Raw genomic sequence first — 13,442 nt, 5'->3', positions numbered from 1 at the left:
CCTAGGCGCCGGGCCGCACAGCGCCGAGCGTCCGAACCCGCACCCGTTCCACGATCTGGCCGACCAGACGCAGATCGCCGGTGAAAACGTCGGCGCGCGTGACCAATTCGGGGTAGTCGGTGGCGATGCGGTGGTGGAACCGGTACATGTCGGTCAGTTTGGACCTGGTCGTGGTGCGGCTGCACAGGTTGAACGAGGAGTTGCGCCAAGCGGCGACGATGCGGTCCATGCCGACGAAATGACCGCCCGTCGACACGCGGGCGAACAGGTCGACATCCATCGGGAACACCAGGTCGGGGCGCAGACCGCCGACCCGCTTGTAGTCGGCGAGCCGGAACATCGCCGCGGCGGTCGGCCCGAACTCGGCCGGACCGCGCCGCACGATGACCTTGGCCAATTCCCGTGGCGTGCGGCGGCCGAGCAATCCGGGCAGGCCGAGGTCTGTTTCGAGCAAACCGCCCTGCTCGTCGATCACATCGAAGCGCCCCGCGCAGATCGCGACCGACGGGTCGGCCATCAGGGCCAACTGCTCGGTGAGCGCGCCGGGGCGCAGAATGTCGTCGGCGCACACCACTTTCACCAGTTCACCCGACGCGGCCCGGATCACCCGGTCCCAGTTGGCCCCGATCGGCAGCACGGATTCGTTGCGCAACACCCGAACCCGAGGATCGCCGGTGGCGCGGGCAATCTCACCGGTGCGGTCGGCGCTGGCATTGTCGAGCACGAGCAGTTCGAAGTCCGCGTCGGAAGCCAGCACCGATTCCAGCGTCACCGCGAGCGTCCGCTCGGCATCGTAGGCAGGCACACACACCGTCAACGCGGAAACCATCGTCGCACTCTCTGTCACTGGGGCGTGCCCTGAACGCACCCCCGCAATCCCCTGTGACGAAAATCTACCCCACCTCCCATACCCGGCGCCCGGTAGGCCCAAACCTGCGCACTCCCCTAGACTGTGGGCTGATAGCGAATTCGCCGGTCGGGATGCACTTCGCGGGACACATGATGAAGGGTGCGGAGGTTGACGACTGCGACCGCAATGGTTGGTGTGCACATGACCGGATCGGAATGGTTCGGCGCCACACCCGGCGGACTCAACCGCTATTTCACCGATCTGTATCGAGCACTCGCGCGGCAGCCGGAGATAGCGGTGACCGCGGCCGCGTTCGGTGCCGCCGACGACGCGCGCGCCGGATCGTGGGGACCCACGGGCGGTTCGACACTGCACCGCACCCGCACGGCACTGCTCGCGCGCGCCGAACTGGCGCCCGGCACCGTCCTGGACCGGCACTTCTGCCTGTACGGACCCCTAGCCCGGACCGCGACCTCGAAGCTGCCGCTGGTCGTCCACTTCCACGGCCCGTGGGCGCAGGAGAGCGCGATGGCAGGTGAATCGGCCCGTGCCGTGCGGGCCAAATACCTGTTCGAGCGGCTGCGTTATCGGGGTGCCGACCGGTTCATCGTGCTGTCCGGGCACTTCCGTGACGTGCTCGAACGCGACTACCACGTCCCCGCAGACCGGATCTCGATCATCCCGCCCGGTGTCGATCTGGACCGATTCCGCGCCGCCCCGCTCGACACCACCGCCGCGACCCGAACTGTGCTGTGCGTACGCAGACTCGAGCGGCGCATGGGCATCGACGTGCTGTTGCGAGCCTGGACGCAGGTACTGACCGCGCACCCGGACGCGCGGCTCGTCATTGTCGGCACCGGCACCGCCGAAGCGGATCTGCGGGCCGAGGCGGCCGGGCTCACCGGCACCGTCCAGTTCACCGGCCGGGTCAGCGACGACCAGCTCACCCAGCTCTACGCCGAGGCCACCGTGTCGGTGGTGCCGACGGTCGCGCTGGAAGGTTTCGGCCTGATCGCCCTGGAGTCCCTGGCGGCGGGCCGCGCGCCGATCGTCACCGACTGCGGCGGCCTGCCGGACGCGGTGCGCGGTCTCGACCCCACCCTCGTCGTCCCCGCAGGCGAACCCGACGCGCTCGCCACTCGGCTCGTCGCCGCGCTCGACGGCACCGTCCCCGACCCGACTGCCTGCCGCGCACACGCGGAAACCTTCACCTGGGACGTCGCCGCGGACCGGCACGCGGCCCTGTATCGGGACCTGCGATGACCCGAGCTGTCTTCCTCGCGCACACCGCGGCACCGTCGGGCGCCGAACTCGCCACCCTGCGACTGCTCGATGCCTTGCGCGCGACGGGCCGCTATCAGGTGACGATGATCTACACCGAGGACGGCCCGATGGTGGCCCGAACACGGTCACGTGACATCGAAACCCATGTTGTCTCAGGACAATTCGACTCACGCGCCATGCGGATCGGCACCGGCGTGATCGGCCTGATCACCGGATTCCTAGCCCTGCTGCGGTTGGGATGGGCCGTCGGCGCGGTAGTGAAACAGACCCGCGCTCAGGTCGTCGTCGCCGAGAGCACCAAAGCGCTGGTCCTCGGTGCCGTCGCTGCCCGCCGCGCGCGCGTTCCCCTGGTGTGGCAGGTCCACGACCGCGTCTCCCCCGACTACTTCGGCAAGATTCCCGCCCTGGCGATCCGTGTGCTGGCCCGGCTCGTGTGCCGCGGACAGCTGGCCAACAGCCACGCAACCGCCGCCACCCTGCCTACGAGTCTGCCGACCGCGATCGCCTACCCGGGCGTCGAACTGCCTGCAGTGCAAGTGGATCCGCGCACCCGACCGGCCTCGCAGACAGTCGTCATTGTGGTCGGCCGCCTCAGCCCATGGAAAGGCCAGGACGTCTTCTTACGCGCGGTTGCTGCGCTGCGGGTCCGACCTGCCCGGGTAATCCTCGTGGGCGGCACATTCTTCGGCGAGCAACCGTATCGCGCCGAGCTGGAGAAACTCGCGGCCGAGTTGGGGGTGGCCGCCGAATTCACCGGCCACGTCGACGACCCCGCCGAATATCTCGATACCGCAGACATTCTCGTGCACTGCTCGGTCCTGCCGGAACCCTTCGGACAGGTCGTCGTCGAAGGCATGGCCGCGGGCTGCGCGGTGATCGCTGCGACACCGGGCGGTCCCGCCGAGATCATCCACACCGGCGTCGACGGCCTGCTCGTACCCGGTGGCGACGTCGCCGCCCTCACCGCCGCACTCGACACCCTCCTCGCCGACCCCGCCGACCGCGCACGCCTTGCCGTGGCGGGCCGCGACCGCGCACAAGAGTTCGACATCCACGTCAGCGCTCGCACCGTCGCCGACTTCCTCGACACCATGGTGACCCGCGGTGACTGAGCACGATCGCTACCTCGCCACCGTCACCACCGACGTCTTCCCGCACGTGCAGGCAGTCCGCGAACCCGGCGCGCACCGCCGACCCGATGACGACCGCGGGACCGGTGGCGGTGGCAAGCACATCAAGTCCGGGCCCCTGGCTGTACTGCGCGACATCGGGTTCGTCAGCTTCGGCAAATACGGGCAGTACCTCGTCACCTTCATCACGGTGCCGCTGATCGCCCGGGTGCTCGGCGCGCACGGTCTCGGACTGCTCGCGATGGCGATGTCGGCCTATTTCATCGGCTCGCTCATCGTCGACCTCGGCATCACCTCGTTCATGGCCGCGCGCGTCCCCGACGCCGAGGAGAGCCCCGGAGCTCGGTTCGCGGCCATCAACCAGTTGCGCGGCGATTACCTCGCCGTGCGGCTGAGCCTGCTGCTGATCCTCGGACTGGCACTCGGTGTCGGACTGGCCGTGCGGGTGCCCGAGCCGGTGCAGATGATCCTGCTCGGGCTGTTCGCGGGCGGATTCTGGTCGATGTCGGAGGACTGGCTGCTGATCGGGCAGGGCCGCTTCGGCGCGTCGACGGTCTATCAGGGCATCGGGCGGCTCGGCTACCTCGCCCTGCTGGTCGGGGTACTGCCGCGCGTGCCGAGCGCCCAGGTGGCGGTGCTGTGCCTGCTGGTCTCCTCGGCACCGACGGTCGTAGCCACCTGGATCGACACCTCCCGCCGGTACGGCCGACCGTCACGGCCGCGCGATGTCGGTGAGCTGCTGCGTACGGGCGCGCCGGTGTTCGCCTCGCGTCTACTGATCACCACCTACGGCCAGGGTGCCGCCGCGATCTACTCGGTGGTCCTGAACGCCGCGGCGCTCGGCCTGTACTCCGCGGGCGATCGCCTCGTTCGGGCCCTGCAGTCGCTGCTCGACCCCATCGGTTTCGCCCTGCTGCCACGGATGGCGCGGCGCAGCACCGACGGCAACTTCTGGCGCGACAGCATGCGCGTACTTGCGGCCTGTGTCGGGCTGGCCGCACTGGTCAGCGCGCTGGTGTGGGCAACCGCACCTTTGCTGATCGAAGTGATCTTCGGCACCGAATTCCTCGGCGCCACCTCACTGTTGCGGATCGAGATCCTGATCCTGCCCGCCACCACGGTCACCTCGTTCGTCACCACCGCGATCCTGCCCGTTCGCCAGGACACCTTCGGCGTGCTCACCGGCGCCGTGATCGGCACGATCATCGCGGCGTGCGCACTCGGGCTCACCTTCCACACCCGCTCGATCCACACTCTCGTCTACGGCAGCGTGCTGGTCGAATATGCCGTCGCCGCTTGGTATCTCGCGCGGGTCAGGATGCTGGTCCTGCGCGACCGTCGCAACAAGGACCTGCACGCATGAAAATCCTCTTCGTCGGCGACGACTGGATCGGCAGCAACGCCCGCTCACTGGCTGACGGATTCCGTCAGGCAGGCCACGATGTGCTCGTCGTCGACTCGACCGCGATCACGCTCCCGACTCGTTTGTCGCCGCCCTGGATCTACGCCAAAGCCCGCAAAGAGCGGGCGCCGTGGCAGGTGCGCGCATTACACGAGCAGATCGAACGTAGCGCTCGCGCCTTCGATCCCGATATGGTGTTCGTGTTCAAGGGAATCCATCTCGACCAGCGCAGATTGCTCGATCTGCCTGCCGCGCTGCATGTGCATTACAGCGCCGACGATGTGGCGAACCCGGAAAATCTGACCGACTCCTACCTCGCGCACGAAGCCGAATGGGACCTGGTGGTCACCACCAAGCGCCACAATGTGCCCGAGTTGACCGCGCGCGGCGCGCGGGCCGTCGGCTTCGTGCGCAGCGCCTATGATCCGGCCTGGCATCACCCCACCGCCCGGCGCGACGGACGTGACTACCTCGTCGGCTTCATCGGTGTGTGCCGCCCCGACCGCCGCGCCGCGATGGTCGCCCTCGCCCAGCGCTACAGCGACCGCATGCTCGTGCGCGGTCCCGGTTGGCGGCGGGTACCCGAACTGCGCGCCACCGGCGCCCACGTCGGCGGTGCCGTCTACGGTGCCGAATACTCGACCGCCGTGGCCCAGGTCGGCGCGAATCTGGTGCTGCTGAACTCCGACAACCGCGACACCCACACCTGCCGCACGTTCGAAGTGCCCGCTGCCGGTGGACTTTTCGTCGGCGAGCGCACCGACGAGCACGCCGAACTCCTCGACGACACCACCGAGTGCTTCCTGTTCTCCGACACCGACGAACTCCACGACATCCTCGATCGCTGCGCGGCGGAGCCGGACAAGGTCGCCGCGGTGGCCGCCGCGGGGCACCGCCGCGTCGTGGCCGACGGACACCGCTATGTGGATCGGGCGCGCGAGATCGTGGCGCTGGCGCAGGAGGTCAGATCCTGACCGGCTACGCCACTGTCTCCGCCGTCGCCGCCGCGCTGCTGGTCATCGCGGTCGCCGCCCTCTGGGTCCCCGGCGTGGCCCGGGTGTTCCTCATCGCGCAGGCCGTGTTCTGGTCGCTGTCGTATGTGGCGCGCCCGCTGGTGCTGCTCACGGTCCGCCCGGAACCACACTTCGGTGACAACGTGCCCGACCCGCGCCTGGCCGACCTCGGCTACGACCGCGGGATCGCCCTGGCCTTGGAGCATGTCGTGTTCGGACTGTGGGTGTACGCGGCACTGGTTGTCGCCTATGCCGTTTGGGCCTACCGCAGACCGCTCCGGCGCGCCGCCGCCCTCGACGATCCGGATTTCGTGCCCGCGCTGATCGCGCTCTATGTCCTCGGCATGTTCGGCCGGCTCGCGGGCAAGGCGTCGGGGTCGGCGGGCACCGCAGGCGAGGTCGACAGCGCCAACCCACTGCTGGCATTCCTCGCCGTCCCGGCCTCGATCGCCGCGATCGGTCTGATCATCTTCCTACGCCCACCCGACCCGCGCCGCACCGCGATCATCCTCGCCGGTCTGCTCGCCGGGGAACTGTGGTGGTCGTCGGTGGTGCAGTCCAAGACCCCGATCCTGGGTGCAGCGCTGGCACTGGCCATCCGGTTCTCGATGATCGGCTGGAACCGGCGCACCGCCCTCGGCGTCGCGGGTATCGGCGTGCTCGGGGTGATCGGCTTCGGCTGGCTGCAGTCGTTCAAATCCACCGGCACCGCCGCCCGCGACGCGGCCTCAGTCGATGCGATCTACCCGGAGAGCGTGCAGCCGTTCCTGAGCATCCTGCGCCGGTTCGATCTCCTCGAAGCCGCGACCGACGCGCTGTTCTACGGTCCCGGCGGCTGGCTCACGCCCGCCGAAGTAGCCCAGCACGCGAGCCTGAGCCTCATCCCGGCACCACTGCTCGGGCTGGAGAAATTCCAGTCCGGGACCGCGTGGGCGAACGAGGTGCGCGGCGCCTCGGTGGATATGAGCACCGTGACGGTCTCGCTCGCCGAGGGCAATTTCAACGAGGGCTACGTGCTCGGCGGCTACACCGGCGTGGTGGTGTGCGCGCTGTTCACCTTCGCGCTGCTGCTGGCGTGGTCGTATTCGCTGTACTCGCGGTGGTTTCCGGTGGTCGTGCTCGGTCTGGCGATCACCGGCGCCTCGACACTGTTCGAGCGCGGGATTCTCGGCAGCATGGAGAATCTCGGCAAATTCGCCCAGACCGCCGTGCTGGCCTGGCTCGTCTATCTGGTCGTCGAAGAGTTCCGGCGCACCGAATCAAGTGTGGTATCAGGGGAAATGGAGTCCCAGCGATGGGTTTGATCGATATCTGGCGCATCGTACGACAGCGATGGCTGTTGATCGTGGGCGTCGTGCTGGTGTGCACGGCGGCCGCGTGGGCTTACGCGCAGACACTACCGAGCACCTATTCGGCGTCGAGTTCGATGTATGTGTCGATGGCGACGGGTACCTCGGTCAACGACTCCTATCAGGGTGGTCTGGCCGCGCAGCAACGCGTGCGGTCCTACCTCGACCTGGCGGCCTCGACGACCGTCGCGGCCCGGGTGGTCGACGAGAAGGGGTTGAAGATCACCCCGGAGCAGATGCGCGAAAAGATCACCGCCAGTTCGCCGCCCGCGACCTCGGTGATCGTGATCACGGTGCAGGATTCGACGGCGACCGGCGCCCGGGATCTCACCGATTCCGCGGTGGCTCAGTTCCGCAAACTCGTCGATGAACTCGAGCACATCCAGCGCGACGCCGCACCGGCGGCGCGGGTCGCGGTGGTCGACAAGGCGCAGGTGCCGAGCACACCGCTCGGCCCGCAGCCGGGTCGGATCGTGCTGCTGGGTCTGATCGCCGGTCTCGCCTTCGGCTTCGGCGCCGCGCTGCTGCGCGAGCGCACCGACCGTTCGCTGCGCACCCCGGATGCTGTGGCTGCGGCCTTGCCGGTGCCGGTACTGGGTGTGATCGATGCGGGCAGGCCGGGTGCGGCCGGTGAGACGCGACGGCTGCGCAGCCGGTTGCTCCAGCACGACCCCGCGAAGTCCGTGCAGTTGACGAGCCTGTCGCCACGGTCGGAGCCGGATGTGGCCATGGCACTTGCCCGTTCGCTGTCCGACAGCGGACAGCACGTGGTGCTCATCGACGCCGACACCAGTGGCGCAGGCAGTTCCGGGTTCATCACCAGCGACAGCCCGGGGCTGTCGGCGGTGCTGCGCGCCACCCTGCCCGCCGCCAAGGCGCTCACGCCGTGGTCGGAGACCGGGATCGCGTTCCTGCCGCTGGGTGCGGCCGATCAGCAGACGCCCGATCTGCTCGTGTCGGCGCGGTTCGCCGACCTGCTCACCGATCTGACCTCGCGTTTCGACCATGTCATCGTGGAGACCGCGCCGGTCACCGTCGCCGCGGACGCGATCGGCGTCGCGCCGCTGTGCGATGCGACCGTCGGCATCGTCGAACTCGGCGCGCTGTCGGACCCCGGCTTGCGCGGCGCACTGGCGACCTTCGGCGCCGCGAAACTCACCGGAGCGGTGGTGTACAGCAGACCGTCGGCTCCTCTGGCCCGCTTCCTGGAACGGCTGCCGCTGTGAGCGAGGAAGCTGTCGGGCGGCGGCGTCTGCTGGCCGCCACCTTCGGCGCCGCGGCGGTATTGCCGCTTGCTGCGGCGTGTACCGCCGACCCGGAACCGGGTGCGGAGTTCCGGTCACCGCACGTCAGCGATGCGCCCGCTGCCCGCAATGTGCGCGACTTCGGGGCGGTCGGCGACGGCAAGGCCGACGATACGGCCGCCATCGCGGCGGCCGCGGCGGCCAGGGACACACCGGTGGTGCTGTACTTCCCCGCGGGCACCTATCGCGTCCGGTCATGGCCCGAGATGCCCGACTACGCCACGGTTCTCGGCGACGGCGGCGACTCCAGCGTCATATTCTGCGAGGACGATGTCACGCTGATCCGACTGGAAAAACGCAGCCGAGTCCGGTTCTCCCGCATCGGCTTCTATCTCACCGGCCCGCGCGCCACCGCTTTCGTACTGTCGGAGTGCTTCCGCTGTTCCTTCGACGGCGTCGTGATCCGCGGAAATCACCTCAGCGACAACCACCCTCGCTTCCTGGCCCAGCGCGGTGTCGTCCTGGATCGCAATACCGGTGGCACCGCATTCATCAACTGCGATATCAACAATTTCGGGGTCGGCCTCGAGACCCAGTGCATCCAGAACTACGTCACCTCGTCGAAGTTCACCAGCAACTACGTCGGCGTACTCGGCACCGGAAACGATCACAATGCGGGCCTGGCGCTGACCAACGTCGAATTCGTCTCCGACCGCGACCCCCGCACCACCGACCGGCATCTGATGGTCGACGGTGCGGCCAATGACTGGTGGCTCACCAACATCTGGTTCGAAGGCGCCGATATCGCCGTCTCGGTCGGAACGAAAGGCAAAGGTGGGCCCGCCCAGTTCGGCATGGTCAACTGCAAGGTCGCGGCCCGCTCGGTCGGGATCGACCTCGTGTACTGCAGGCAGCCGTATCTGGCGAATGTGGTCTTCGATCAGGAATCCGACCGGCCCGCCGTCGAATTGCGCATCGACCCCATCGGCTGCTCGGAGGGCACCGCGATCAACCTGATCTCCGGCACCGCCGACGATCTGCGGGCGGGCGTGTTTCCCGACGGGTGGCAGGTGATCGGGCGCAGCGGGATGCGCACCTCGCGCTTCACCGGCACGGTGATCACCAGGGCCGGGCAGGGTGACGCCGATCTGTTCCAGGCGCAGGGCAGCGACGGGGCGGTCCGCGCGGCCGTCTTGTCCAGCGGCGCTTGGCTTTCCGATCACGCCGACGCCGGGCTGGTACTCAAAGATCCTTCCGGGAGCTACTGGCGCCTGGCCGTCGGCAACGACGGCGCGTTGCGCACCGTGGCCATGGGCAGACAACGGCCGCGACAATGAGCACCTCCTATGCCGCGGTGACGCTGGGACCGGTGCGCCTGCACGGCGTCACAGTGCTGCTGCGGCCACCGGCTTTCGGCGACTTCGCGCAGTGGCAGCGGATTCGCCTGCGTGATCGCGACTGCCTCGAACCGTACTGGTTCCGGTCCCCGCTGACCTGGGACCAGCGGCACACGGCGACCCGCTGGGTGCGTGAATGTCTCACGGCCCGAGCAGAAGCCAGGGCTGGGCGCCGGGTGAGCACGGTGCTCGAGATCGACGGCCGGTTCGCCGGGCAGCTCGAGCTGGTCGGCATCGACTCGGGCACCGCCGAACTCAGCGTCTGGGTCGACGCCGAGGTCGCCCGACGTGGTGCGAGTGGGCTCGCCGGGTCGCTGCTGCTCGATTTCGGGTTCGACACCGTGGCGCTGGAGCGGATCACCGCGCCGATCGCGGTCACCAATGCCGGGGCCCGACGCGCGGTTCGGCAGCGCTGGACGATGGAGGCGGTGATGACCGGGTACTTCGACGTCGGCACCGGCCGCGTCGACCACGAATTGTGGGCGGTCACCAGCGATCGGGTCCCCGCAGGCGGATTCGCCGCCGATTGGATGGACGGCTATCTCGCGGCGCACCCCACCACGGGGACCGCACCCGACTCCACGCCACACCGCGCCGCCGATTCCGTGCCACCGATCTCGAGGTACACGGTCGCGCGGGCGCGGGCACGCTACTACCTCGGCAAGATGCGGCACGCCGTCGACCCGCTGCGGTCGGCAACGCCGGGCACTGCTCGCGACGAGCACGCCGCGGTGACGCTACGCCCTTGGCGCAGAGACGATTTCGACAGCCGTCGGGCCGCACGAATCGCCGCGCAGTCGTTGCTCGCACCAGGGAGTACGCCCGAGGAGTGGGCGCGGTGTCAGACCCGGCGGGAGTGGAGGCGCGCCAAGGCCGCTGCCCGGACGGGCCTGCGCGGTCGCCACGGCGCTGTCCTCGTCATCGAAGCGGCCGGTCGTTACGTCGGCGAGTGCCACCTCTTCGACCGCGACATGTTCGATCGCAATGTCCGTGCCGCCGTGTGGGTTTCCCCCGAGACCGACCCGGAGATCGCGGTCAGCGCGTTGCGCCTACTGGTCACGCACGCCACCGAAAACCTCGGGATCTGGCGGTTGACGCTGGCCGTGCCGTCCACCGACCACGCGGGTGGGGCGCTCGCGCTCGCGGCCGGTCTGCGACACGAGGGCACCATGCACCGCTACCCCGGTGTCGACGGCGAATTCGCCGAACACGAGCTGTGGGCGTTCAGCACCGCGCGGACCACCGCGACGGCTGTGACCGACACCGGAGGGGAACACGCATGACAGCCCATCGCGGTTTCGATCGAAGCAACGCCGTGCAGGCCCGCCTGCACGACCTCGTCCCCGGCGGCGCGCACACCTATGCCCGCGGCGCCGACCAGTACCCCGAGTCCATGGCACCGATCCTGGTGCGCGGCAACGGCGCTCACGTCTGGGATGTCGACGGCAATCGCTATGTCGAGTACGGGATGGGCCTGCGCGCGGTCACCCTCGGCCACGCCTACGCACCCGTGCTCACCGCCGTGTCGAACACCATCGCCGACGGTGTCAGCTTCAGCCGCCCCACCGAACTGGAACTGCTTGCCGCGCAGGACTTCCTGTCGCTGGTGCCCGGCGCCGACATGGTGAAGTTCGCCAAGAACGGCTCCGACGCCACCACCGCCGCGGTCCGCCTGGCCAGAGCGGTCACCGGTCGCACCACCGTCGCCATCTGCGATCAGCCGTTCTTCTCCGTCGACGACTGGTTCATCGGCACCACCGACATGGCGGGCGGCATCCCCACCGTGGACACCGTGAAATTCCCGTACAACGATCTCGACGCGCTGGCCGCTCTCCTGGCGGACGGTTCCGTGGCCGCGGTCTTCATGGAAGCCGCGACAGCCATGGCCGAACCGCTGCTCGGATACCTGGAAGGTGTTCGCGCACTGTGTGATCGGCACGGCACACTGCTCGTGTTCGACGAGATGATCACCGGCTTCCGGTGGTCGGCAGGCGGCGCCCAAGCCGTCTACGGCGTCACGCCGGACCTGTCGTGCTGGGGCAAGGCGATGGGTAACGGCTTCCCGATCTCCGCGCTCGCGGGCAAACGCGAGTACATGGAGCGGGGCGGCTTGCGCACCGATCACGACCGGGTTTTCCTGCTCTCGACGACCCACGGCCCCGAAACATCCTCTCTGGCAGCGTTTCGGGCGGTGGTCCACGCCTACCGCACCGAGGACCCCGTCGCCCGGATGGAACAGGCGGGCCGAGCACTGTCCGACGGGGTGAACGCGATCGCCGCTGACCTCGGCATCGCCGATTTCCTCCAGGTACGCGGCAGACCGTCCTGCCTCATCTACCGCACCTCGGATGCGGAAGGCGCACCTTCACAAGCATTTCGAACGCTGTTCCTCCAGGAACTCCTGGTGCGCGGAGTGCTCGGCCAGTCCTTCGTCACCTCCGCCGCCCACGACACCGACGCGATCGCCACTACCGTCGCCGCCTGCGCCGAGGCCGCCGAGGTCTATCGGCGCGCGATCGAGCACGGCACCGTCGACGGACTCCTGCGCGGCCGACCCGTCGCCCCCGCACTGCGTCGCACCGCGGCGCCCCGACAGATCGAAGCGAGCACCCTCCGATGACCCGTGTCGCGATCGTCCACGAGCGTTTCACCGAGTTCGGCGGCTCCGAGGCCGTCATCGGCGAATTCGTCGAAACCTGGCCCGAGGCACAGGTTTTCGCGCCGATCGTCGCCCCCGGCGGCCTGCGCGAACCCGTACGCACCGTGCACGACACCTGGCTCAGCAGAGCGCACACCTACACCGGTGGTCGGCACGCACCCCTGCTCCCACTGGTCCCCCGCGCCCTGCGTCGAATGCCGTTGCGCGACTTCGATGTCGTCGTGATCAGCCATCACGCCTTCGCCACCCAGGCCGCCCTCGCGACCGACGCACCCGTCGTCGCCTACGTGCACTCCCCCGCCCGCTGGGCCTGGGATCGCGAGTTCCGCGCACAGGAGGCCGGTGGCCGCGCAGGCCAACTCGCGCTCGGCGCACTGGGTGCCGTGGCCCGGCGCGGTGAACTGCGCGCCGCGCCACGGCTCACCCACGTCGTCGCCAACTCCCACGCGGTCGCCGAGCGGGTCACCGACTGGTGGGGCCTGCCCGCCTCGGTCGTGAACCCACCCGTGCAGGTCAGCCGCTTCACCCCCGATCCGACCGTTGCGCGCGAGGACTTCTTCCTGTGCGCGGGCAGGCTCGTGCCCTACAAGCGCGCCGATCTCGCCATACGCGCCGCGCAACGGGCCGGGGTCCGCCTGGTCGTGCTCGGCGAGGGGCGTTTCCGTGCTCAGCTCGACGAGATAGCCGGTTCGGAGACGACATTCCTCGGCGCCACCTCCGGCGAGCTGCTGCAGGACATGTACCGGCGCTGCCGAGCCCTACTCATGCCCGGCATCGAAGACTTCGGGATCGTCCCGGTGGAGGCAATGGCGTGTGGCACGCCGGTGCTCGCGGTCGGCGCGGGCGGCGCCCTCGACACGGTGCGCCCCGGCGTCACCGGTGAATACGTTCCGGCGGGCTCCGATGCCGACGTCGTCGCGGCACTGGCCGAGCGCATGCGCGAGTTCAGTTCGGCGGCCTACGATCCCGCGAAGATCCGCGACCACGCCAACACCTTCGCCCCCGAGGTGTTCCGCTCGCGGATGGCGAGCACCGTCAGCGAGGTACTGGCGGCACGGTAGCGACAAGTTGTCCGAAACTTGGAGTTACGGAAATCTCTTGTCACACATACCCT

At 68.9% G+C, this 13,442-nt stretch carries 11 protein-coding genes; 10 read left to right on the top strand and 1 reads right to left on the bottom strand.

Translation table 11 applies throughout. The features are described 5' to 3' along the window. Window position 1: 1 nt before the first annotated feature. Complete coding sequence (locus ACFW6D_RS11525; protein ID WP_379327208.1) at window positions 2-829, bottom strand: glycosyltransferase family 2 protein; 828 nt, start codon at window positions 827-829, stop codon at window positions 2-4. A 222-nt stretch (window positions 830-1,051) separates the two neighbouring features. On the opposite strand from ACFW6D_RS11525, the gene ACFW6D_RS11520 reads away from it, so the two are divergent. The 10 genes from ACFW6D_RS11520 to ACFW6D_RS11475 all read left to right on the top strand — a co-directional run bounded on the left by ACFW6D_RS11520 (window position 1,052) and on the right by ACFW6D_RS11475 (window position 13,389). After that, a complete protein-coding gene (locus tag ACFW6D_RS11520; RefSeq protein ID WP_379327206.1) occupies window positions 1,052-2,113 on the top strand; it encodes a glycosyltransferase family 4 protein in 1,062 nt (353 codons plus the stop codon). Beyond that, window positions 2,110-3,246: a glycosyltransferase family 4 protein gene (locus tag ACFW6D_RS11515; RefSeq protein WP_379327204.1), complete on the top strand. Its 1,137-nt coding sequence runs from the start codon at window positions 2,110-2,112 to the stop codon at window positions 3,244-3,246. The genes ACFW6D_RS11520 and ACFW6D_RS11515 overlap by 4 nt, the downstream gene beginning before the upstream one ends. 121 nt (window positions 3,247-3,367) lie before the next feature. Beyond that, window positions 3,368-4,627 carry an oligosaccharide flippase family protein gene (locus tag ACFW6D_RS11510; protein ID WP_379327562.1) on the top strand — a complete coding sequence of 420 codons (1,260 nt, stop codon included), beginning with the start codon at window positions 3,368-3,370 and terminating at the stop codon, window positions 4,625-4,627. Then, a complete protein-coding gene (locus ACFW6D_RS11505; RefSeq protein ID WP_379327202.1) occupies window positions 4,624-5,640 on the top strand; it encodes a glycosyltransferase in 1,017 nt (338 codons plus the stop codon). Before ACFW6D_RS11510 ends, ACFW6D_RS11505 begins: the two co-directional genes overlap by 4 nt. Window positions 5,641-5,714: 74 nt before the next feature. Next, window positions 5,715-6,983 carry a hypothetical protein gene (locus ACFW6D_RS11500; RefSeq protein WP_379327200.1) on the top strand — a complete coding sequence of 423 codons (1,269 nt, stop codon included), beginning with the start codon at window positions 5,715-5,717 and terminating at the stop codon, window positions 6,981-6,983. After that, on the top strand, window positions 6,974-8,254 hold the full coding sequence (locus ACFW6D_RS11495) for a Wzz/FepE/Etk N-terminal domain-containing protein (protein ID WP_379327198.1): 1,281 nt from the start codon (window positions 6,974-6,976) through the stop codon (window positions 8,252-8,254). The genes ACFW6D_RS11500 and ACFW6D_RS11495 overlap by 10 nt, the downstream gene beginning before the upstream one ends. Further along, complete coding sequence (locus tag ACFW6D_RS11490) at window positions 8,251-9,609, top strand: glycosyl hydrolase family 28-related protein (protein WP_379327196.1); 1,359 nt, start codon at window positions 8,251-8,253, stop codon at window positions 9,607-9,609. The genes ACFW6D_RS11495 and ACFW6D_RS11490 overlap by 4 nt, the downstream gene beginning before the upstream one ends. Next, the gene (locus ACFW6D_RS11485) at window positions 9,606-10,952 is read left to right on the top strand and encodes a GNAT family N-acetyltransferase (RefSeq protein WP_379327194.1); all 1,347 of its coding nucleotides are present in this window, start codon (window positions 9,606-9,608) and stop codon (window positions 10,950-10,952) included. Before ACFW6D_RS11490 ends, ACFW6D_RS11485 begins: the two co-directional genes overlap by 4 nt. Beyond that, window positions 10,949-12,289 carry a glutamate-1-semialdehyde 2,1-aminomutase gene (locus ACFW6D_RS11480; RefSeq protein WP_379327192.1) on the top strand — a complete coding sequence of 447 codons (1,341 nt, stop codon included), beginning with the start codon at window positions 10,949-10,951 and terminating at the stop codon, window positions 12,287-12,289. Before ACFW6D_RS11485 ends, ACFW6D_RS11480 begins: the two co-directional genes overlap by 4 nt. Further along, window positions 12,286-13,389: a glycosyltransferase gene (locus ACFW6D_RS11475; RefSeq protein ID WP_379327190.1), complete on the top strand. Its 1,104-nt coding sequence runs from the start codon at window positions 12,286-12,288 to the stop codon at window positions 13,387-13,389. Before ACFW6D_RS11480 ends, ACFW6D_RS11475 begins: the two co-directional genes overlap by 4 nt. Window positions 13,390-13,442: the final 53 nt, after the last annotated feature.

This window comes from Nocardia sp. NPDC058705, from assembly GCF_042749305.1.
Classification (GTDB): Bacteria; Actinomycetota; Actinomycetes; order Mycobacteriales; family Mycobacteriaceae; genus Nocardia.
The sequence above is the reverse complement of the archived record's forward strand: the minus strand, read 5'-3'. Positions and strand labels throughout refer to the sequence as shown.

Excerpts from the sequence above, each read along its gene's own strand:
- ACFW6D_RS11520 (WP_379327206.1), top strand. The coding sequence starts at position 1,052 with ATGACCGGATCGGAATGGTTCGGCGCCACACCCGGCGGACTCAACCGC.
- ACFW6D_RS11480 (WP_379327192.1), top strand. The coding sequence starts at position 10,949 with ATGACAGCCCATCGCGGTTTCGATCGAAGCAACGCCGTGCAGGCCCGC.
- ACFW6D_RS11475 (WP_379327190.1), top strand. The coding sequence starts at position 12,286 with ATGACCCGTGTCGCGATCGTCCACGAGCGTTTCACCGAGTTCGGCGGC.
- ACFW6D_RS11525 (WP_379327208.1), bottom strand. The coding sequence starts at position 829 with ATGGTTTCCGCGTTGACGGTGTGTGTGCCTGCCTACGATGCCGAGCGG.
- ACFW6D_RS11495 (WP_379327198.1), top strand. The coding sequence starts at position 6,974 with ATGGGTTTGATCGATATCTGGCGCATCGTACGACAGCGATGGCTGTTG.
- ACFW6D_RS11515 (WP_379327204.1), top strand. The coding sequence starts at position 2,110 with ATGACCCGAGCTGTCTTCCTCGCGCACACCGCGGCACCGTCGGGCGCC.
- ACFW6D_RS11505 (WP_379327202.1), top strand. The coding sequence starts at position 4,624 with ATGAAAATCCTCTTCGTCGGCGACGACTGGATCGGCAGCAACGCCCGC.
- ACFW6D_RS11485 (WP_379327194.1), top strand. The coding sequence starts at position 9,606 with ATGAGCACCTCCTATGCCGCGGTGACGCTGGGACCGGTGCGCCTGCAC.